The 21,007-nt window shown below is 47.8% G+C and carries 19 protein-coding genes; all 19 read left to right on the top strand.

The genetic code is table 11. The features are described from left to right. Window positions 1–8: 8 nt before the first annotated feature. The 19 genes from infB to F4X88_13035 all read left to right on the top strand — a co-directional run bounded on the left by infB (window position 9) and on the right by F4X88_13035 (window position 20,978). Window positions 9–2,051 (top strand): translation initiation factor IF-2, encoded by a 2,043-nt coding sequence (gene infB / locus F4X88_12945; protein ID MYA57198.1) that lies wholly within the window; start codon window positions 9–11, stop codon window positions 2,049–2,051. Beyond that, complete coding sequence (locus tag F4X88_12950; GenBank protein MYA57199.1) at window positions 2,052–2,414, top strand: DUF503 domain-containing protein; 363 nt, start codon at window positions 2,052–2,054, stop codon at window positions 2,412–2,414. It begins immediately after the preceding gene. Between the two features lie 43 nt (window positions 2,415–2,457). Then, entirely contained in the window at window positions 2,458–2,817 is a 360-nt protein-coding gene (rbfA, locus tag F4X88_12955) for a 30S ribosome-binding factor RbfA (GenBank protein MYA57200.1), read from the top strand. A gap of 18 nt (window positions 2,818–2,835) precedes the next feature. Then, entirely contained in the window at window positions 2,836–3,867 is a 1,032-nt protein-coding gene (locus tag F4X88_12960) for a bifunctional oligoribonuclease/PAP phosphatase NrnA (protein MYA57201.1), read from the top strand. Then, the gene (locus F4X88_12965) at window positions 3,852–4,844 is read left to right on the top strand and encodes a bifunctional riboflavin kinase/FAD synthetase (protein MYA57202.1); all 993 of its coding nucleotides are present in this window, start codon (window positions 3,852–3,854) and stop codon (window positions 4,842–4,844) included. Before F4X88_12960 ends, F4X88_12965 begins: the two co-directional genes overlap by 16 nt. A 283-nt stretch (window positions 4,845–5,127) precedes the next feature. Next, entirely contained in the window at window positions 5,128–5,418 is a 291-nt protein-coding gene (gene rpsO / locus F4X88_12970; protein MYA57203.1) for a 30S ribosomal protein S15, read from the top strand. An 82-nt stretch (window positions 5,419–5,500) separates the two neighbouring features. Continuing rightward, window positions 5,501–7,846: a polyribonucleotide nucleotidyltransferase gene (gene pnp, locus F4X88_12975; protein MYA57204.1), complete on the top strand. Its 2,346-nt coding sequence runs from the start codon at window positions 5,501–5,503 to the stop codon at window positions 7,844–7,846. A gap of 358 nt (window positions 7,847–8,204) precedes the next feature. Beyond that, the gene (locus tag F4X88_12980; GenBank protein ID MYA57205.1) at window positions 8,205–8,465 is read left to right on the top strand and encodes a hypothetical protein; all 261 of its coding nucleotides are present in this window, start codon (window positions 8,205–8,207) and stop codon (window positions 8,463–8,465) included. An 86-nt stretch (window positions 8,466–8,551) separates the two neighbouring features. Continuing rightward, window positions 8,552–9,070, top strand: coding sequence for a hypothetical protein (locus tag F4X88_12985; protein MYA57206.1), 519 nt, complete (start codon window positions 8,552–8,554; stop codon window positions 9,068–9,070). A 29-nt stretch (window positions 9,071–9,099) separates the two neighbouring features. After that, window positions 9,100–10,116: a hypothetical protein gene (locus F4X88_12990; GenBank protein ID MYA57207.1), complete on the top strand. Its 1,017-nt coding sequence runs from the start codon at window positions 9,100–9,102 to the stop codon at window positions 10,114–10,116. A gap of 25 nt (window positions 10,117–10,141) precedes the next feature. Continuing rightward, window positions 10,142–10,894, top strand: coding sequence for an amidohydrolase (locus F4X88_12995; protein ID MYA57208.1), 753 nt, complete (start codon window positions 10,142–10,144; stop codon window positions 10,892–10,894). A gap of 3 nt (window positions 10,895–10,897) precedes the next feature. Continuing rightward, window positions 10,898–11,986, top strand: a complete 1,089-nt coding sequence (gcvT, locus tag F4X88_13000) for a glycine cleavage system aminomethyltransferase GcvT (GenBank protein MYA57209.1) — start codon at window positions 10,898–10,900, stop codon at window positions 11,984–11,986. Between the two features lie 108 nt (window positions 11,987–12,094). Further along, window positions 12,095–12,481 (top strand): glycine cleavage system protein GcvH, encoded by a 387-nt coding sequence (gene gcvH, locus F4X88_13005; GenBank protein MYA57210.1) that lies wholly within the window; start codon window positions 12,095–12,097, stop codon window positions 12,479–12,481. After that, on the top strand, window positions 12,474–15,359 hold the full coding sequence (gcvP, locus tag F4X88_13010; protein ID MYA57211.1) for an aminomethyl-transferring glycine dehydrogenase: 2,886 nt from the start codon (window positions 12,474–12,476) through the stop codon (window positions 15,357–15,359). Before gcvH ends, gcvP begins: the two co-directional genes overlap by 8 nt. A gap of 90 nt (window positions 15,360–15,449) precedes the next feature. Beyond that, window positions 15,450–16,856 (top strand): Trk system potassium transporter TrkA, encoded by a 1,407-nt coding sequence (trkA, locus tag F4X88_13015; protein ID MYA57212.1) that lies wholly within the window; start codon window positions 15,450–15,452, stop codon window positions 16,854–16,856. Window positions 16,857–16,998: 142 nt separating this feature from the next. After that, the gene (locus F4X88_13020) at window positions 16,999–18,504 is read left to right on the top strand and encodes a TrkH family potassium uptake protein (GenBank protein MYA57213.1); all 1,506 of its coding nucleotides are present in this window, start codon (window positions 16,999–17,001) and stop codon (window positions 18,502–18,504) included. Between the two features lie 159 nt (window positions 18,505–18,663). Beyond that, complete coding sequence (gene pdxH / locus F4X88_13025; GenBank protein ID MYA57214.1) at window positions 18,664–19,308, top strand: pyridoxamine 5'-phosphate oxidase; 645 nt, start codon at window positions 18,664–18,666, stop codon at window positions 19,306–19,308. A gap of 495 nt (window positions 19,309–19,803) precedes the next feature. After that, window positions 19,804–20,178, top strand: a complete 375-nt coding sequence (locus F4X88_13030; protein MYA57215.1) for a hypothetical protein — start codon at window positions 19,804–19,806, stop codon at window positions 20,176–20,178. Next, complete coding sequence (locus F4X88_13035; protein ID MYA57216.1) at window positions 20,178–20,978, top strand: tetratricopeptide repeat protein; 801 nt, start codon at window positions 20,178–20,180, stop codon at window positions 20,976–20,978. Before F4X88_13030 ends, F4X88_13035 begins: the two co-directional genes overlap by 1 nt. Window positions 20,979–21,007: the final 29 nt, after the last annotated feature.

A 21,007-nucleotide genomic window follows, 5' to 3' on the forward strand; every position in this document is an offset into this window, starting at 1 on the left:
GTATTACTATGGGCAAAGCCCAACGCCGGCGGGGAAATCCCGCCAAACGGAGTCAAGAGGAAAACCAAGTCCCCGGTACGCGTGTTTATGAATTGGCAAAAGAATACAACCTAACAAACAAGGAACTTATTGCTCTACTTGAGGAACATGGCGTTCGCGTTAAAAACAGGATGAGTGTTCTTGATCCAGACACCGTCTCTCTTCTTGAATCAGAATTGGCTGCCGAACCGGTCAAAGCCCCTGTCTCTGCGTCCGAAGACGCTGTTGAAAACGCCGCTGCGCCGGAAGCCGCTGCGACAACCGATAGTTTGCAGGTTGTGGAAGGCACGACTGTTGCTGACCTCGCAGCCGTGTTAGCGTTGCAACCTTCAGCGTTGATTATGCGTCTCATGAAGTTGAAAGTGATGGCTAACATCAATCAGCGGCTTGATTACGATACACTTGTGATGCTATCGGAACATCTGAGTTTTGAAGCAGTTAGGGCAAAGACGCTCGAAGAAGAACTGCTGACTGAGATACCGGATGACCCGGAATCTTTACAACCTCGAGCCCCGGTTGTCACAATCATGGGACATGTCGACCACGGTAAAACCTCTCTTTTAGACTCCATTCGTCAATCAAATATCAGTGAATCTGAAGCGGGTAACATAACACAACATATTGGAGCGTATCACGTAACATTAAAAGGGGGGAGCATCGTTTTCTTGGATACACCCGGGCACGCTGCTTTTACCGCGATGCGAGCGCGCGGGGCACAAGTGACCGATATTGTCGTTCTCATCGTCGCAGCTGACGACGGTGTCATGCCTCAGACAATTGAAGCGATCAGTCACGCGAAAGCCGCAAAGGTTCCTATTGTCGTCGCAATTAACAAAATAGATGTCCCCGGGGCACGTTCAGACTACGTCAAGCAACAATTGGCAGAACAGGGTCTCCTAACAGAGGACTGGGGTGGACAAACAATTTGTGTTGAGACTTCGGCTATAGATGGAACAGGCATTGACTTTTTGCTTGAGATGCTCCTATTGGAAGCAGCACTGTTGGAGCTCAAAGCGAACCCCAGTAAGCCAGCACGGGGTGTTGTGATTGAAGCACAGGTTGACAAAGGGCGCGGTGCCATCGCAACCGTTCTCGTCCAGTCGGGTACATTGAGGGTTGGTGATGTTTTTGTTTCAGGTAGGTATTCTGGAAAAGTTAGGGCAATGATGGACGATTTCGGGAAGCGGATGAAAGAAGCTGGACCGTCATGTCCTGTTGAAGTGCTCGGTTTTACCGGTGTCCCAGAAGCGGGTGACCGATTCTATGTCGTTGAGTCCGATAAGGACGCACGTACTATCAGTGAAGCCCGTCAGGACCAATACCGCAATGAAAAACTCGGGGCAAATAGCCACGTCAGTTTGGATAACCTCTTCCAACAAATTCAGGAAGGCGAGATTAAAGAATTGAACGTCGTTCTTAAAGGCGATGTGCAAGGTTCCGTGCAAGCCGTTGCCTCATCACTGCTCGATTTGAGTACCGATGAGGTTAAGATTAACATCATTCATGAGGCGGTCGGAGGGATCACTGAAACCGACATTTTGCTTGCCTCCGCTTCTGATGCCATTGTCGTCGGCTTCAACGTTCATCCTACAACGGAGGCGGTCCAGGCGAAAGAGACGGAGGGGATTGATGTCCGTACCTACAACATCATTTATAATCTCATCTCCTATATTCGTTCAGCTATGGAAGGCCTGCTGGATCCTGAGGTCCGAGAAGTCGTTATCGGACGGGCGGAGGTCCGTGAATTATTCAAAGTCCCACGCCTGGGTTTGGTTGCCGGTAGTTACGTCAATTGGGGACGCATTTCCTTTAATCAACCCCTGCGTATACTTCGCGATAATCGATTGATTCACGAAGGTAAAGTCAATTCGCTTCGCCGATTCAAAGATAATGTCAATGAGGTCCAAGCGAACTACGAATGTGGAATAGGGATTGAAACGTTCGATGATTTGAAAGTCGGGGATGTCCTTGAATGCTACGTTTACGAACAAGTGGCACGCTCGCTTTCCTAAATGGGTCCCCTTCCGACAGTAGCGTATTTTCATAAGGGCTGCGGTTGTGAATCGCACCCACAATTGACTGACACATTCATGCATATCGGTGTTTGTAAAATTCGTCTCCGAATCCCGGAAAGTCACTCGCTGAAGGCGAAACGTCGGGTTGTCAAAAGCCTCATCGCGAGACTTAAGAACCGCTTCAACATCGCCATCGCTGAAGTTGAAGCCTTGGAGGCACATCAGTTCGCCATATTAGCTGCCGTTTCAGTTTCCAACGATGCTGTCCATCTGAATAAGATCATCTCACATCTTATCACTTTTGTTGAGACGAATGTAGAAGCTGAATTAGTAGATTACGAAACGGAGTTTTTCTTTTGATAAAGTTTGCCAACCAAAATGTGCTGCAAGAGGTAGAATGGATATGATAGAGAATAGAAGACAAGATCGGGTAGGTGCCCTCATTCAGCGAGAATTAAGCGAGATTATCCAACGTTCTGTCAAGGACCCGCGCGTCGCGTTTTGCACTGTCACACAGGCATCCGTGTCCCCGGATCTGAAGTATGTGGATGTAAAGGTGAGCGTCATCGGCGATGAGGAGCAGAAAAGCAAGACGCTCGCGGGTTTAAAGAGTGCAGCGGGGTTTCTTCGGCGTGAAATCGGAAACCGTCTGACGCTCCGCCATTCGCCGGAACTCCGGTTCGCTATAGATGAATCCGCTGACTATCTCTTTAAAATAGATGGGCTCCTCAAATCTGTAACGACCGAAGACGAAACGACATAAGACACGCAGCGATGCTTCATGAACACCCTACAGATGGCTAATACACCGGACTACGACGCGCTCCTTACCTTATTTGACCAATACCACACCTTCGCGCTTTCAACGCACATTCATCCCGATGGTGATGCAATCGGTTCCGAATTGGGGCTTTACTTTTTTCTGACGAGACTGGGTAAATCCGTAAAGATATTTAACACGGATGTCGTCCCACCTAATTATCGATTTCTCCCGTTTTGGGATGGTATTGAGGGCGCACACTCCGTTGGAACATATCGTCCTGAAGTGTTGATTGTGTTAGATGCGAGTACGCTGGAACGAATTGGAAAGGGACTTTCCAAAACTTTGCTTCCGATACACAGCCTCGTTAACATTGACCATCACGCCACCGCAGAGGCATTCGGTGACATTAACCTCATTTTACCTACCGCTTCTTCCACTTCAGAGATTGTTTACAAACTCATTAAACACCACGAATTCCCGATATGCAAAGCGTGTGCGCTTTGTCTCTATACAGGATTGATGTTTGATACCGGCTGTTTTCGACATAGTAATACCACAGCCGAAACCCATCAAATTGCCGCAGAATTAATTGGGATTGGCGACTTCACGCCGGATAAAGTCTATCGGAACGTCTATGAACAGGTCCCTGTTGCGAAAATGCACCTGTTGAGTGAGGTTCTCAGGACATTAGAAATCACGGATGATGGAAAGATAGCCTCGGTGTATGCGACACAAGCGATGTTTCGCGAAACCGGAACGGCTGCTGATGCAGTAGAGGGCGTTGTAAACCAGATCCAAGCCATTGCGGGGGTTGAGGTGGCACTCTGTGTGTCTGAGATGACGGATCGAAGTACAAAAGTGAGCCTACGCAGCCAAGAATACGTTGATGTGAGTCGACTTGCCGCAGAGTTTCAAGGTGGCGGACACGCCCGCGCCGCAGGATGTCGGATTGCCATGCCCTATCCATTAGCCATTGCCGCGCTTGTTCAAGCTTCACAACGCTACATCGATCCAGATCATTCCAGATATGGTGATTGCCAGAAGGATTGAGCAACGTGGAAAATGCCTGTAGTGGGAGCGATTCACAGGTCGCAATCACACCTTATAGTCTGAACGATATAGTTGAATTTGACAGAGAGACTGCTGTCACTTTTGGGGTGTTTGATGGTATCCATCTTGGACACCAAGCCGTTATTAACACACTTCTTAAACACGCTGCGCATGATAACTTGGCGAGTGTATTGGTCGGTTTTTACCCGCATCCCCTTGCCTTCCTTGCTCCAGAACGGTGCCCACCTCTCCTGACCCCTCTCCTGAAACGCGTCGAAATACTTCAACAATTTGGCGTTGACGAAATTGTTATGCTCAGTTTTGACGCACAGATCGCCTCAATGTCTCCTGAAGCCTTTGTAGAGCGAGTGCTCTTAGAGAAATGTCGAGCGAAGCACGTCGTTGTTGGGTATGCCTGCCAATTTGGAAAAAATCGGGCAGGCAATGCAGAACGACTGGTGGAACTTAGCAACGGATATGCCTTCGATGTTTCTGTCGTGCCACCGACAGAAATCAAGGGGACTCCCGTCCATAGCACTCGGATCCGAGAAGCCCTTGCACAAGGCGATCTTCGGCAAAGCGCACAGTTATTGGGACGCCCGTATTCCTTGATCGGCAAGGTCGTCCACGGTGATGGACGTGGTAGAGAAATTGGGTTTCCCACCGCGAATATAGAGACCCAGAATCAAGTCTATCCCCCTAATGGTGTTTATGCTATCCGGGCGAAGTTAGAGGAACGGTGGTTAGACGGCGTATTGAATATCGGAATGCGTCCTACGTTTAACGGTGTAAATATTCAGGTGGAGGGACACTTCTTCAATTTTGATGAAATCATCTACGGTAAACTCGTGGAAATATTTTTCGTGAAGAAGATTAGGAGTGAAAGGAAATTCTCAAATATAGAATTTCTGGTTCAACAGATCCAGCGCGATATCGCAGCGGCGACAGAAATTCTCGCGTCGCCTACTTCCCTGTAGGTAATGCCGCTTAAACTTAGGTGGCATCAAGGGATTGTGAGTTTAATTTGAATTTTGCATTGATTTGTGATATTATATATGTATGCAAATATAGGTAGAGAAGGGAGCGATCTCCCGAATTCGCCTTTGTATTTATTCATATTTAATGTTTTACAAAGCACAGATGTCCCGTAGTATTACCTTTACGAGATAATTCTTCTTGGACTTAGCAAGTGTCGTAAACTTGCTATTACTAAAGTGCTATTACAAAGTTAGTTGTTCGACCAAAAGGGGGTGAACGCAATTGGCAATTGATGCAGCAGAGAAGAAGGAATTAATCCAACAGTACCAGACCCATCAACAAGACACTGGTTCCCCAGAGACGCAAGTGGCAATTTTGAATGCGCGTATAAAACAGTTGACTACGCATTTTCAGACGCACCGAAAAGACTATCATTCGCGCCATGGGCTTTTCCGATTAGTTGGCAAACAGCGCCGCTTGTTACGCTATCTTTATAAGAAAGACGCAACACGCTATTACCGTTTAATTAATGAGCTCGGAATTCGTGACACTATCGGATCGAGGAGGCGTTAGATTTTTTACCGGTACCGATTTTTTATCGTTTATACTTGGTGACACGACAAAATAAATAGGAAATACAGGAGTAGTATATAGAATGAAAGTTGAAATGCAACTTGGGAGCGAAAAGTTATCAATTGAAACCGGGAAAGTTGCGAAACAGGCAGATGGTGCCGTTTGGGTGCAATACGGTGGAACAGTTGTTTTAGTCACGGTGGTAGCCGATGATGCTGAACATGACCTCGATTTCTTCCCTTTAACCGTAGATTATCGTGAAAGGGCATACGCCACTGGAAGGATACCAACAGTTTACGGGCGACGCGAGCCGCGTCCCGGGACATCAGAACAGTTGGTCGCTCGTTTAATTGACCACTGTATTCGTCCGCTTTTTCCAAAGGACTTTAAAGCTGAGGTGCAAATTTTATGTAACGTGTTTTCATCGGATGGCATTCACCCCGCAGACGTTCCTGCCCTTATCGGAACTTCTGCAGCATTGTCAATCTCTGATATACCCTTTAATGGACCCGTTGCTGCTGTCACCGTCGGAAAAATTGAAGACAGGTTAATCATCAATCCCACTTACGAAGAACTGCACGCCTCAAGTATGGAATTGTTCGTCAGTGGCAAGTCGGATGCTGTTATGTCTGTTGAAGGCGGTGGACATGAAATCCCCGAAGATGAAGTCATTGACACAATTAGCACTGCCCATACGCAGATACAAGAGATCATCAAACTTCAAGAAGGGTTAGCTGCCGGCTGTAGCACCGAAAAACGCGACTATGCCGCTAAAAGTGTCGAGTCTGACCTCAGCAGCCGTGTCCGAGATCTCGCCACGTCCCGCATTCGAGAATCCATCGGCATGGCAGACAAAAAGTTACGTGAGGATTATCTCGAACAGGTGCAGGCAGAGGTGCTCTCAGAAATTCTTGAGGATACACCGGAAGAAGCCGATTCGAATGCCACAAAAGATACCATCTCTATCTTAAGTGACATCGAGAAAGAAGAGATGCGTGAGGCAATTCTCACGCAGGGGAAACGTGTTGACGGTCGCGGTGTAACCGACATTCGTCCGATTTCGGGAGAAGTGGCATTACTCCCGCACACCCACGGTTCTTCTCTGTTTAGCAGAGGACAAACACAGGCGCTCTGTGTAACAACGCTCGGTACATCGGGGGATGAAGACGTCCAACGTGGACTTGATGGCGAAGCAAGACGCTCTTTCTTTTTGCATTATAACTTCCCGCCATTCAGTACGGGTGAAGTCAAACGCATGATGGGACCCGGACGCAGGGAAATCGGGCACGGTGCCCTCGCACAAAAAGCGTTGGAACCGGTCATCCCGAATAAAGAGGACTTTCATTATACCATTCGAGTCGTCTCCGAGATTTTGGAATCTAATGCCTCATCTTCAATGGCAACAGTCTGTGGTGCGACACTTGCACTGTTAGATGCAGGTGTCCCCCTTAAAAGAGCAGTCGCGGGGATCGGTGTCGGGCTTATTAAGGAAGGTGAACAGGAAGCCATCCTTACCGATATGCTCGGAACTGAAGATTTTCTCGGCGATATGGACTTCAAAGTCGCTGGCACCAGTGAAGGTGTCACCGCTATACAGATGGACATCAAGATTGAGGGTGTCACGCCTGAGTTGATGCGTCGGGCAATTCATCAGGCAAGAGAGGCACGCCTTTCAGTCATCGAACAGATGAACGCTGTCATAGCCGAACCGCGTGCGGAATTGTCGCCCTACGCCCCTCGAATTTATTCCCTCCAAATTGCGCAGCAGAAGATCAAAGACCTCATCGGTCCACGTGGCAAAACTGTGCAGGGCATCCAGGAAGAAACAAGCACGACCATCAATATTGAAGATGATGGGACGGTTGAAATTGCCGCAACGAGTGCCGAGGATGTCAGACGGGCAGAAGAGAAAATTCGGACAATCACGGCTATGCCTGAGATTGGCAAGGAATACACCGGTAAGGTCGTCCGAACAGCCCCGTTTGGCGCGTTTGTTGAAATCCTGCCCGGTAAGGATGGACTTGTTCATATTTCACAGATGGGAGACGGGTATGTCCGTCGCGCTGAGGATGTTATGCAGGTCGGTGACGAGGTTACCGTCCGTATTCTCACAATTGACGAACAGGATCGCGTAGATCTGACACTTGTCGCCGCAGGTGGTGTCCCCGTTGCGGAGCTGAATATCGGATCAGAGGAGAATCGTGAGTTCGGATCCGATTGGAATGCACCCAGAGACTCCCGCGACTCTGGACGCTCTAACTACCGCGATAATCGGGACTCTCGAGACTCTCGGGACTCTCGGGACTACCGTGATAGGCGTTCTAATGACAATCGTGAACGACGCGGGAACCGCTATGACCAACGAGATAACCCTCGCGACTTCCGGAATCAACGCTCACCGCGCATTCCCAAAGGGCGTTCTCGATAGTTCGGGACACGTCGTAAAAACCATTCCATAGAACACGAAGTAGGGTGAAGGGCACTTCCTTTACCCTATTTCTATGTTCAACCTCCAATATCCCGATTTTCAATATTGAACTTGCAGTCAAAGCGAATTATAGTGGATCCGAAAAATAAATGGACACTTTCCGCCCCCGGTAGGTTCGGTTTCCTAACCGAACCGGCACAGGATGTCCTATTAATTCTAAACTTTACTATAAATATTTTGCACGTTCCCTGTGTTTGTGCTATAATATGAATATCATAAAGTAATCCGGTCTTTGACCCGGACGATACAGCCGCCCGTATGGACACAGTAAAATACGCAACCGAATGAGGGCAATCCGATGAAATCACGACGGAACCTAACGAAACACGCCTTTGATAAAGGCGATTTGCTCGATCAGAGATGGCTCACCTATTTTTTAGCCATTGTTCTCATACTCCTTGTTCTCGTCTTTGTTGTGCTATTGTCACCTACCTATAAACGATACGTTGTTGATACCGTTAAATCTGTGTTTTATGGTGGAAAACAGACAGCACCACGACCGAAAGCGGCTCCAGTCAATTTTCAGCGACCTGCACTAATGGATCGTTTAATATTTTAAACCGAACAGGCAAAACTTCGGGAGCCCCAAACTCACTTTAGGATACCCGTCGGGTCCCATTTTCCAACAAAATTCGGGAGAGAAAAATGTTTAAAAGGCTGTTCACCTTGGTAAGTTTACCAATTGGGCTAATTTTGATCTCTGGATGCGGTTATGTTTCCAAATCAGAGTATTTAGAACACATCTCTACCATTCGTATCACACCTATTGAAATCCTGGATGCAGATTTTGCTTATGATAACGCCTCCCAGCGTCCCAACGATGAAGTCATCCATGAGAAGCTAACCCAACGCTTCAACCGTAAATGGCGAGACGGAAACGATGCCGAATTTACGATGACAATACAGGATTACAACGTAAAAGAGCACGGATTCGGACCGAATGGTGAAGTCGAACTCGTGCGAATGACGCTCCAGATAGAATACCAATTTATAGATAGGGTCCGCAACCAAATTATTGAGGAAAGTGATAACTACCTACAGGTTCATGACTTCTATATCGTCCCCAATCGGGCTGAACCGATGGAAACGGGTGAGGAAGCCAGAAGGCTTATTGTAGAAGAATTGATAGAGGACCTCTATAACCAGCTTGCTGAACAGTGGTAGTAGAACACAGTGTGGGAGCCCGCGCTCGAATGAAATGTAAGACAAGATGTTCTTTTCAACTCAGTATGATCCTGTTTTGCGGTTTGCTGCTGATTTCGTGCGGTGAAGAACACGGAAATTGGACGGCTGTTCAACAGGAGGATGCATATATTTACGGGGTCTGGCACAGCAATACACTGAAGAGAGTAGAATTGGTGATGCAGGAGGTCTACGAGAACATTACAAGCATGTCGCCGGAATTGGCAACGGCGCAGGACATCGGACACACAAATATTTCGCCTGAACTTCTCTTACCGGACGATGGCGAAATATTGGATTGGGTCCAGTCGCGTTCACCGTCGACCTACGAGGGTAAGACCCTCTATCGGGACAGAGCTGAGGCACCAGATCTGTTCTACGCTTACGGTTTTCAGCGGCAGTCGGAGGTGGAATACCAGACCCCTCGATTCGGTTCAAAGCCTTTGATTTTGCTCGAGATTTTCGATATGGGCACCCCCGAAAATGCATTTGGGATTTATAACTTTCACATCTATCCACAAGTCAAATTTGAATGGGTGGGCAGCAAAGCGATCCTTTCGGGCGGGTATCTCCGATTTTCAAAAGGGAAATATTTTATTCAGATTGAAGGCTACGAATTCGCAACCGGTATTCGTGAAGCAATGGTGCTGCTCGCAAAAAATATCGCCGCACAGATCAAAGAACCTGCTTCAGAATCACCGATGCTGACTTTACTGCCAAGCAATAAGATGAGTGGAAGTGTCAAGTTATTCCGATCGAATTGGGCATTGCGTCAGATTTACAACACGTTGCCCGTCAATGTCCCAGAATTGAGCGATACAGCAATCGGCGTATCTGCTCGCTATCGGGATAACCCAGATTTAAAAAATTGGATGGAGGCACAGATCGTTTTTATCATTCGTTTTCCCGATGCTGCTGCGGCGGAATCCGCCTACACCGTTTACCGAGATTCCGTGATGGAGGCGGCTTTGCCCCTTGAAGTTGGTACAACTGGACCGATCCTTGTGAACGAACCTTTGACCCCATAAAGGAAATTAATAATAGGAGCCCGTCATGCGCGGAGATTTTGAAGCCTATCTCAACGATTCATTCCGTGATGAAAATGGAAACCTTGATTTAGCACCCTTGTTGGCATTAGAGGATGAAGCCGACATGGATGTTGCGGTTATTATGCCGAATACCCAACCCCTTCCCCAAAATAGTGAGCTTGCCGATGCAATTCGCGGTAATTCGCGTGCCTTGGGGTGTGCTCTCGTGCATCCAACGGAACCAGAACCCGTTGCGCAGGTTCGGTTGGCAGCCGAGGCGTGGGGCATGCGCGGCATCAAACTGATGCCTGCTGTTCACAACTACAACGTGGATGATGAAATCGTGCGTCCGGTCGTTGAAGCTGCCCGTGATTACGGACTTATTGTTTCAATTCATTCTGGACCCAACAATTGCCACCCGAATCGGATCGGCACTGTGGCAAGTTGGGTACCAGAAACCCCGGTTATCATGGATCACATGGGATTTCCAGACGATTTAGAGTCGGCTATCACCGTGGCAAAAGCGAATAAAAATATCTCGTTGGGGACGACTATCTTACGCTTCCATCGGCGGTGGGGAACGGATCCAGATACCGTTGTGCCAACGGAAGTAAAAACCGCCGTTGACGCGCTTGGACCTGAGCAGATAGTCTTCGGTTCTAATTTACCTGAGTACCGTCCCATTCAGGTTATCAACGCCCTGAAGCGTTTGGAACTCGGCGATGATGCCGAAGCACAGATTTTCGGTGGAAATCTCGCTGGTATCTATGGACTTTAAAAGATGAAGAGAACGCCCCTTTATGAGGTTCACAAAAACCTCAATGCGAAATTCACTGAATTCGGCGGTTGGGAGATGCCCCTTCAGTATAGCAGCATCGTTACGGAACATTTGGCTGTCCGGAGTATTGTCGGTTTGTTTGATTTGTCCCACATGGGAGAGATTGAAGTTTCTGGACAGGGGGCAAACGAATTGGTGCAGAAACTCAGCACAAACGATGCAAGTCGTTTAAGCGATGGGCGTGTGTTGTATACGCTATTCTGCAATGAAACAGGCGGAATTGTTGACGACTTACTCATTTACCGACAGGCTGATAACCACTATATGCTGGTGGTCAACGCTGCCAATATTGAAAAAGACCTGGCGTGGGTGGAGACCTGTAACGACACAGGCGCAGAAGTCAAAGACATATCCCAGGATACCGCGCTCATCGCACTACAAGGTCCAAAATCAATAGATATTCTGAACCTGTTTGTCCCTGAACGGGATGTTTCTCAAATTTCGTTTTTTCGGTTCGTGGTAGGTAAAGTTGCGCGGATCCCTACTATAATTTCACGAACAGGGTATACCGGTGAAACCGGTTTTGAGTTATATGTTAACGCAAGCACGGCAGAAGACTTATGGAAAGTGCTCTATCCCGCTGTAATTGCAGCAGAAGGGCATCCCATAGGACTCGGCGCACGCGATACGTTACGCCTTGAAGCCGGACTCCGTCTCTACGGCATGGATATGAACGACGATACGAACCCGTTCGAGGTTGGGTTGGGTCGATTCGTCAAACTTAAGAATCGACAATTTATCGGCAAAAGGGCACTCCTATCAGAAAAAAAGAAGGGCATCACGAAACAGATGATCGGATTTCAGATGCTTGACCGCGCCGTAGCACGCCCGGGTTATGCCATCTATCAGCAGGGCAAACACATAGGCGACGTGACCAGTGGTGCCCCGTCACCAACTCTCAAATGTAGTATCGGGTTCGCTTCTATTGAATCACAAGCGGTACCTGAAACTGAAAACATTGATATAGAAATTCGTGGTAAGATGCACCCCGCAAAAATTGTGAAGGTGCCTTTTCTTTCAACAGGAACGTGATTTTTTTCACATAGATATAATATACGTAGACTGCCCAGTCTCGGTATTGATTCAACTGAAAACCAGCACGGACATCGTCTGTGCTGACCAGATTAAATAATTAAAAAGATGATTCCACAAAATTTAAAATACATGGAAAGCCATGAATGGGCAAAACAAGAAGGCGACATTGTTACCATCGGTATCAGCGATTACGCTCAATCCGAAATACAGGATATCGTCTACGTTGAATTGCCTGAAGTTGGCACTGAGCTCACACAGAAAACAGAGTTCGGCGTGATAGAATCTGTCAAAGCCGCATTTGACCTCTATGCCCCTGTCAGCGGGGAGGTTATTGAGGTGAACGAATCCCTCCTTGATGCCCCAGAACAGGTTAATGAAGCCCCTTACGATGAGGGATGGTTTCTCAAAATTAGGATGACTGACGACAGCGAACTTGACGCGCTTCTTGATGCCGAGAGTTATCAGGCACATATTGAGGCGGAACATGGATAAAAAACAGAAAAACGGAAGATCCTTCGCAGATCGACACATCGGGCCCCGTTCAGAAGATATTGAACTGATGTTGTCAACGCTCGGCTATTCTTCAATGGCTGATTTCATTGAAGAGGTTGTGCCAACGGACATTCGTTTAGCTTCTCCTTTCCGTTTAAATGGAGAGGTGTGTGGCTCAGGACGTAGTTTGCAAACCCATATTACAAAGTCAGAGTCAGAAGTTCTCACATCGTTAAAGAAGCTCGCCTCCGAAAATAAGGTCTTCCGTTCCTTTATTGGAATGGGGTACTATAATTGCTTTGTTCCGCCAGTCATCCAGCGAAATATTCTGGAAAACCCCGGTTGGTATACCCAATACACCCCCTATCAAGCCGAGATTTCACAGGGACGTTTGGAGGCATTGCTTAACTTCCAAACAATGGTAATTGATTTAACCGGTTTACCTGTCGCGAATGCCTCCCTCTTAGATGAGGCAACCGCCGCCGCTGAGGCGATGGGAATGTGTGTTGCGAATGTACCACAGAAGATCAGTCGAAACTTTTTTGTTTCAGAAACCTGTCATCCACAAACAATCGCTGTCCTACAAACACGCGCTGAACCCCTCGGTATTGAACTACAAATCGGTGATCATCGCGAGGTCAATTTTGACACACCGATCTTAGGTGCCATCGTGCAATATCCGGCTACAGATGGGGCGATTTACGATTACAGTAAGTTCGCTAAACAAGTGCATGCCGCTGGCGGTTTATTCGTTACTGCAACGGATCTGTTGGCACTAACACTCTTACGTCCTCCTGGGGAATTCGGCGCTGACATCACTATCGGTAGCGCTCAGCGATTTGGGGTGCCGCTCGGATACGGCGGTCCCCACGCAGCTTTTCTTTCCACACATGAAGAACTTAAACGTAGTATTCCCGGACGGATTGCGGGGGTTTCTCAAGATGCGACCGGCAAACCCGCGATCCGTCTGGCACTCCAAACGCGGGAGCAGCATATCCGACGCGAAAAAGCCACGAGCAATATATGCACCGCACAGGTCCTCCTCGCTGTAATGGCGGGGATGTACGCGGTTTATCATGGACCTACCGGACTTAAACATATTGCTGAACGCGTCCACTCCCTCACTTGCGCATTACGGGCGGGGCTTGAAGAACTGGGATTTACAACAGGCACAACTCCCTGTTTTGATACACTTTCTGTTACGATCCCAGCGGAAGCAACAGCAGAATTGCTCGCTTCTGCACGTGCAAGAGAAATAAATTTTCGGGCAATTGATTCAACGCATATCGGTATCTCTTTAGACGAAACAACAACACCTGTTGATGTTGAAGAAATCTTGCAAATATTTGGTGCACAGACACGTTTGGAAAACGTTCCCGCGAGTGAAATTCCAATAGATTTGCAACGCAAGAGTGCCTACCTAACGCATCCGGTGTTCAATAGTTACCATTCTGAAACCGAGATGCTTCGCTATATCCACAAACTTCAAACCAAAGACCTCTCCCTTGTGAATGCGATGATACCGCTCGGTTCTTGCACCATGAAACTCAACGCTACGGCGGAGATGGTCCCGGTAACATGGAACGAATTTGGCGGATTGCACCCCTTCGCACCACTGGAACAAGCAAAGGGGTATCAGCATCTATTTTCACAATTGGAGATGTGGTTAGCTGAAATAACGGGTTATAGTGGTATCTCATTGCAGCCGAATGCGGGTTCGCAAGGTGAATATGCCGGACTGTTAGTCATACGAAAATATCACCAGAGTCGCGGGGAGTCGCATCGTAATGTTTGTCTAATACCAACATCTGCGCACGGCACGAATCCTGCGAGTGCTGTGATGGCGGGGATGCAAGTGGTCGTCGTGGCGTGCGATACGGATGGGAATATTGATATCGAGGATCTCCAATTAAAAGCTGACGAGCATCGTGAAAATCTTGCAGCTGCCATGATTACATACCCTTCAACACACGGGGTCTTTGAGGAGAAAATTCGAGAAATTTGCGATATTGTTCATCAATCCGGTGGACTGGTCTACATGGACGGCGCGAATCTGAATGCTCTCGTTGGCATCGGACAGCCTGCGGATATTGGCGCGGATGTCTGCCATTTGAACCTTCACAAAACTTTCTGTATCCCACACGGCGGCGGGGGTCCAGGGATGGGACCCATTGGGGTCAAGGCACATCTCACAGATTTTTTGCCAACACATCCACTTGTCCCCGTCGGGGGTGATGCTGGTATTGGTGCCGTATCCGCTGCACCGTGGGGAAGTCCAGGAATTCTGCCTATCTCATGGGCTTATGTAGCGATGATGGGACCGCAAGGACTTACAGCAGCGACAGAAGTCGCGATCCTGAACGCCAATTATATTGCCAAACGGCTTGCACCGCATTATCCTGTCCTTTATACCGGAAAAAATGGTTTAGTGGCACACGAATGTATCATCGATTTGCGTGCTTTCAAGAAGAGTGCTGATATAGATGTGACGGATGTCGCAAAGCGATTGATGGATTATGGATTCCACGCACCGACTGTCTCTTGGCCCGTCTTGGGAACGATGATGATTGAACCGACGGAAAGCGAATCGAGAGCAGAATTAGAGCGGTTCTGTGATGCCCTTATCTCAATTCGTGAAGAGATAGCGGAAATTGAGGCAGGTGCCGCTGATCGGGCAGACAATGTGTTGAAAAACGCGCCTCACACCGTAGAAATGGTTACACAATCCGAGTGGGAGTATTCCTATCCCCGTGAAAGAGCTGCGTTTCCGAAACCGTGGGTCCGCGAGGCTAAATTTTGGCCCGCAGTTGCACGTATCAACGAGGTTTATGGCGACAGGAACCTTATGTGTGCCTGCCCCCCGCTTGATACATATTGAAAGCATGAAAAAATTCAATAATCTGGTCTCCAAACAATGGACTTTCAGAAATGGTGTAACTGACAACTGATAACTGACAACTTTAAAAATATGAAAGCGATAATTATAGGTGCAGGAGAGGTTGGGTTCCATATTGCCAAACTTCTCACTGTCCAAGATAACGATGTTGTTCTCATTGATGAATCCGATGCTGCTTGCGATCGGGTTAATGAACAATTGGACTTGCAGACACTGCAAGGCTCCGGAGCATCCCCGCGCCTTCTCAAGACCGCTGGTATTGACGAAGCGGATCTCCTCATTGCCGTTACGAATAGTGATGAGATTAATATGCTGGCTTGTCAGATAGCCGGCAGATACAGCGTCAGCACAAAAATCGCACGTGTCTCAAATCCTGACTACTTCTCTACAGAAAGTGGACTGACGCCTAAAGATTTCGGCATTGATCTACTGGTGAGTCCAGAGCAACGCTGCATTGCTGAATTTGTCCGGCTCTTGCAGATACCTGAGGCACGAGAAATTGTCGACTTTGAAGACGGAAAAGTCCAACTTGTCTCGTTTCGTACCAGACAGTCAAACCCCTTAATAGGAAAATCGCTCGCCGAGTTGGACGCAAGTGGGCTGCTCGCCGATATCCGCTTTGCTGCTATTAGTCGTCGTGGCACCCCTAATAACGGCAACCTGATCAGTAACGGCAACAGACACATTATCATTCCGAGAGGGGCAGATGCGCTGCAACAAGGGGATGAAGCATTTGTCATCGGCAGTTCGCTGGCAGTTGAGCAATTGTTACGCATTAGTGGTATCACATTTAACCAGCAACTCGATCGTGTTATCATTGTAGGGGCAAGTCCCATTGGCATTGGACTCGCTCGTGTGCTTGAAGAAAATGACACCGATGTCAAACTTATTGAAGCCGATCAAACCCAAGCGCGCCTGGCCTCCCAACGCCTCAAGCGGACCACCGTTTTACAAGGCGATTATCTTCAATACAGACTCCTTGAAGAAGCAGGTGTAGAGGGTGTTAATGGATTCGTCTCCGTCACAGGGGACGATGAAAACGACATTATGGCATGCATGACTGCTAAAGAGAACGGCGCCCAGCGTGTCCTCGCGCTCGTGCAGCGCCCCCGTTATCTCCCTTTGTTGGCACGTATTCCGAGACTCGATGGCGCGGTGAGTAGACATCTCACAGTTGTGAGCAATATCCTGCGGCTCATCCGTCGCGGAAATATCATTTCTGTTGCATCGCTCCACGGGATAGATGCGGAAGTGATTGAGATTGTCGCTGGCGTCAACGCGAAGATTGTCCACAAGGAACTCATCTCTTTCAAATCAAAATTTCCAGAAAATGCCTTTATCGGCGCCGTTCTTCGACGAGAAAAACTCATGATTCCAACCGGGCAGTCTGTTATCCAACCTGCAGATCGCGTGATCGTCTTTAGTATGCCCGACGCGATTCCAATTGTCGAAGACCTGTTCGCGGAGCGGAGAGACTAAATGGTTGTCAATTCTCAGGTATCGGTTATCGGTAAAGAGACACTTCTGTAACAATCTACCCGAGTTTGGATTATTCCCAGAGGTCACGGATTGATATATCAAGCTCTCTTAACTGACAACCGATAACCGATAACTATTAAATATGAGTCTTAAATTAATCGCCTATACGCTTGGTAATTTGCTTATCTGTCTCGCCGGAACGATGCTGCTGCCTTTGGGAGTGGCTATCTATTATCAGACAAGAGCAGGTGAAGCCGAGAGCAATTTGTCGGCTTTTGTCATATCAGCGATACTCACCTTAGTTGTTGGTTTGGTTCTCCGCTTTAGCATTCGCGCACGACAGGAAGAACTCGGCATCCGCGAAGGTTTTGCAGTTGTCGCTTTGGGATGGGTGACAGTTGCCCTTTTTGGATCGCTCCCCTACATATTTGCAGACGTGTTTCGCAGTGAAGGTCGCTCCCCGTGGGTAGAATTTTCCTTCTGTTATTTTGAATCTATGGCAGGGTTCTCGACGACGGGTGCCACTGTCCTCACCGAAATTGAGCATCTTTCACACGCTGTGCTCTTCTGGCGGAGCCTTTCCCACTGGCTGGGTGGCATGGGAATTGTTGTGCTTGCCGTCGCCATTCTTCCGATGCTCGGCATCGGGGGTATGCAGCTTTTTCGTGCCGAGGCGCCCGGACCGCAGACCGATCGACTCACCCCCCGTATCGCACAAACCGCTAAACTTCTCTGGGGCGTTTATCTCCTGCTCTCTTTTTTAGAAACAGCCCTCCTGATGCTCGGCGGCATGTCACTCTTTGACGCACTCTGCCACACCTTCGGCACGATGGCAACTGGTGGGTTTTCAACGAAGAACCAGAGCATCGGGCACTACAACAGTGTTTATGTTGACATGGTTATCAGTTTCTTCATGTTTCTCGCCGGAACCAATTTCGCGCTGCATTATCGTGCGCTTCGGGGCGATGTCAAAGCCTATTTCCAGGATACAGAATTCAAATTCTACTGTATTGTTATCGCAGTGAGTATTACCCTAATTTCATGGAATACCATCAGGTTTCAGGTCGATGGGGATATCCCTTATGATTCAATGTGGACATCGCTACGCTATGCTACGTTTCAGGTGACATCTATCATCACGACCACTGGCTACGGGACGGCTGACTTCGAGCAGTGGCCCGCCCTCTCCCAATTCATTTTAGTGACACTTATGTTCTATGGGGGGTGCGCCGGCTCCACGGGAGGCGGTATGAAGCAGGTCCGATTCCTACTCCTTATTAAACAGAGTCGCGCCGAAATTAAACGCCTCCTTTTCCCACATGCTGTGCTCCCTATTCGTGTTAACGATCGAGTCGTCCCCCCCGAAGTGATGACCAATGTTCTCGGTTTCTTTTTCTTTTTCATCGGGATTTTTGCGATTGTAACGTGCATTATGGCAACTTTGGGGCTTGATCTTGTGAGTGCCGCAGGTGCGACAATCGCTACACTCGGAAACATCGGTCCCGGTCTCGGCAGTGTGGGACCCACCGATAACTACGCCCATATTCACACGGCTGGAAAATACATCTTGTCTTTCTGTATGTTACTGGGACGTTTAGAACTTTATACCGTGCTTATCCTTTTTTCACCGAATTTTTGGAAAAAGTAAACATTCTCTGAAACGCACTACTCAGTGACCGCTGGTGAATTTTGGAACCTTGTCCTCTGCCCTTTTTAAAAATGGGCAGATTTCCAGACGGATCGTGACGTGACTGAAAACCTGCGCGTAATATAATGGAGCGCAGCCCAGGAGACCATAGTTTAAAAAATGAATACCGATAAACTACGCAGAGAATATAGAGTCCATGATGGACACCTACTTGAAGAGAATGTTTCGTCCGATCCGTTTGAACAATTTGAAAGATGGTTCTCGGACGCGATTGCCGCCAAACTCGACCTACCGGATGCGATGACGTTAGCGACAGCAACACCCCAAGGTATTCCTTCCGCTCGAATGGTGGTCCTCAGAGGTTTCGATGCGAGAGGTTTCTGTTTCTACACGGATTATGGGAGCCAAAAGGGAAAGGAACTGGCTGAAAACCCGAACGCCGCGTTGGTATTCTATTGGCGTGAACTCGATCGGCAGGTCCGCAGTACCGGCACTGTCGAAAAAATGACAGCGGAGGAATCAGATGCTTACTTCGCCAGTCGTCCTGTAAGCAGTCAACTCGCCGTGTGGACAGAGCGTCAGAGCCTTGTGATTACGGGAAGAGAACATCTCACAGAAGGGTTCCAACAAGTAGAAAAGACCTATGCCCAAGATACCATTCCACGTCCACCACAGTGGGGTGGATACCGACTCGTGCCGAATCTATTTGAATTTTGGCAAGGGTGTCCGAACCGTCTCCATGATCGACTCTGTTATACGCTCCAGCCCGATGGAACATGGGAGATGAAACGCTTGTCGCCCTAAATCGAACGGAAATTTGGAAACTCACTTGACATTGTAGGTTAGCGCGGATAACGCAGATTTTGCGGATTTAGCAGTCGTTTGTATTTTGCTTTTTCTTTTATAAAAAATATGCTAAAATAACCTAAGTTACCTCTTTGTAGCACAATCTTTATGAAGTTTCAGAAAATAAATCGGTAATCCAATATTTTCCCCGGCCCGGTAGATGCGGTTTCCTAACCGCACCGGACCCGTTAGGAAATTACCGAATTAATAAATTAATCTTCATTTAGATTGTGTATAAAGCGTGCGCAAACTAAAAGTTTACGCTACGGAAAACGGGGATTTACAATGCGAAATAGGCGAGTTATACTCATCGGAATTCTGTGCGTTCTTTCTGTTGTCTCTGCTGCGTATGGGCAAGAGTCATCGGATTCGGGCGTTATAACGGTTACCAAAGATATAGATGTGTTGAAACTTGCCGAAAATGTGGAAGAATTGAATAGGAATATGAAGTCCTTGACTGAAACTATTACGAAACTCGAAGAGAGCGTAACTGCCTTGAATACAACTGTGGTCGATATGCAAATAAGAATCGCAGGAATTGAGCGGGACACAAAAAATAACACTCGGTGGCAGTATGTAATCCTTGCAGGGATTTTCGCTCCCATGTTGCTTTCTGTTTACGAAAAGGTGAAAAAGAACAAGGACAACAAGACAACTCCTACTCAAGTTGTTCACCCTAATCAGAGCACGGATGCTTCTACGAATCCCACACAGATAAGTGAGACCGAAACTGCTCCCACCCCAACAGTGCCGTCAAAGTTCCCCGAGGGAAAAGAATTGGAAACCTCCTTAAAGTCCGATGCTCAGGCCACAAGAGAGAAAGTCTAATGGAAAGCATTAACAACGCAAATGACACTGTCGAATCTGCCGAGAGTTACTTTAATAAAGGTAATGCGCTGCTCGATCAGGAAGATTATGCATCCGCTATTTTGGCGTATGATAAAGCACTCGACCTAAACCCTAACCTTGCTAATGCTTATTTTAAACGAGGTGTTGCGAAAGGCCGGATTGGACAATACTTTGAGGCTATTTCGGATTATGATGCAGTTATCCGTCTAAATCCAAACCATGCAAAAGCCTACTACAACCGAGGTTTTACGAAAGGCCGGATTGGACTATACTTTGAGGCTATTTCGGACTATGATGCGGCTATCCGTCTAAATCCAAACGATGCAGATACCTACAACAATCGAGGTATCTCTAAATCTAATTTAGGGCATCCTGAAGCCGCTATCCTTGACTATGATGCGGCTATCCGTCTTAATCCTGACGATGCAAGTGCCTACTACAACCGAGGGAATGCGAAAGACGAGATTGGACAATACTTTGAGGCTATTTCGGATTATGATGCAGTTATCCGTCTAAATCCAAACGATGTAGATGCCTACAACAATCGAGGCGTCTCGAAATCTAATTTAGGGCATCCTAAAGCGGCTATTTCGGACTATGACGCGGCTATCCGTCTCAATCCAAACCATACAAATGCCTACTACAACCGAGGTATTGCCAAGGAGAAGTTAGGGCTCACAGATGATGCCAAGCGAGATTTTCAGAGGGCATTAAATTTGGCGGAAAAAATGGAGGACGAAGAATTGAAGTCCCGAATTATCAAAAAATTAGAGGGTTAGAGACGGGATAGTCCTTGTAACTGATATGG

The organism is Candidatus Poribacteria bacterium, assembly GCA_009839745.1.
GTDB lineage: Bacteria > Poribacteria > WGA-4E > WGA-4E > WGA-3G > WGA-3G.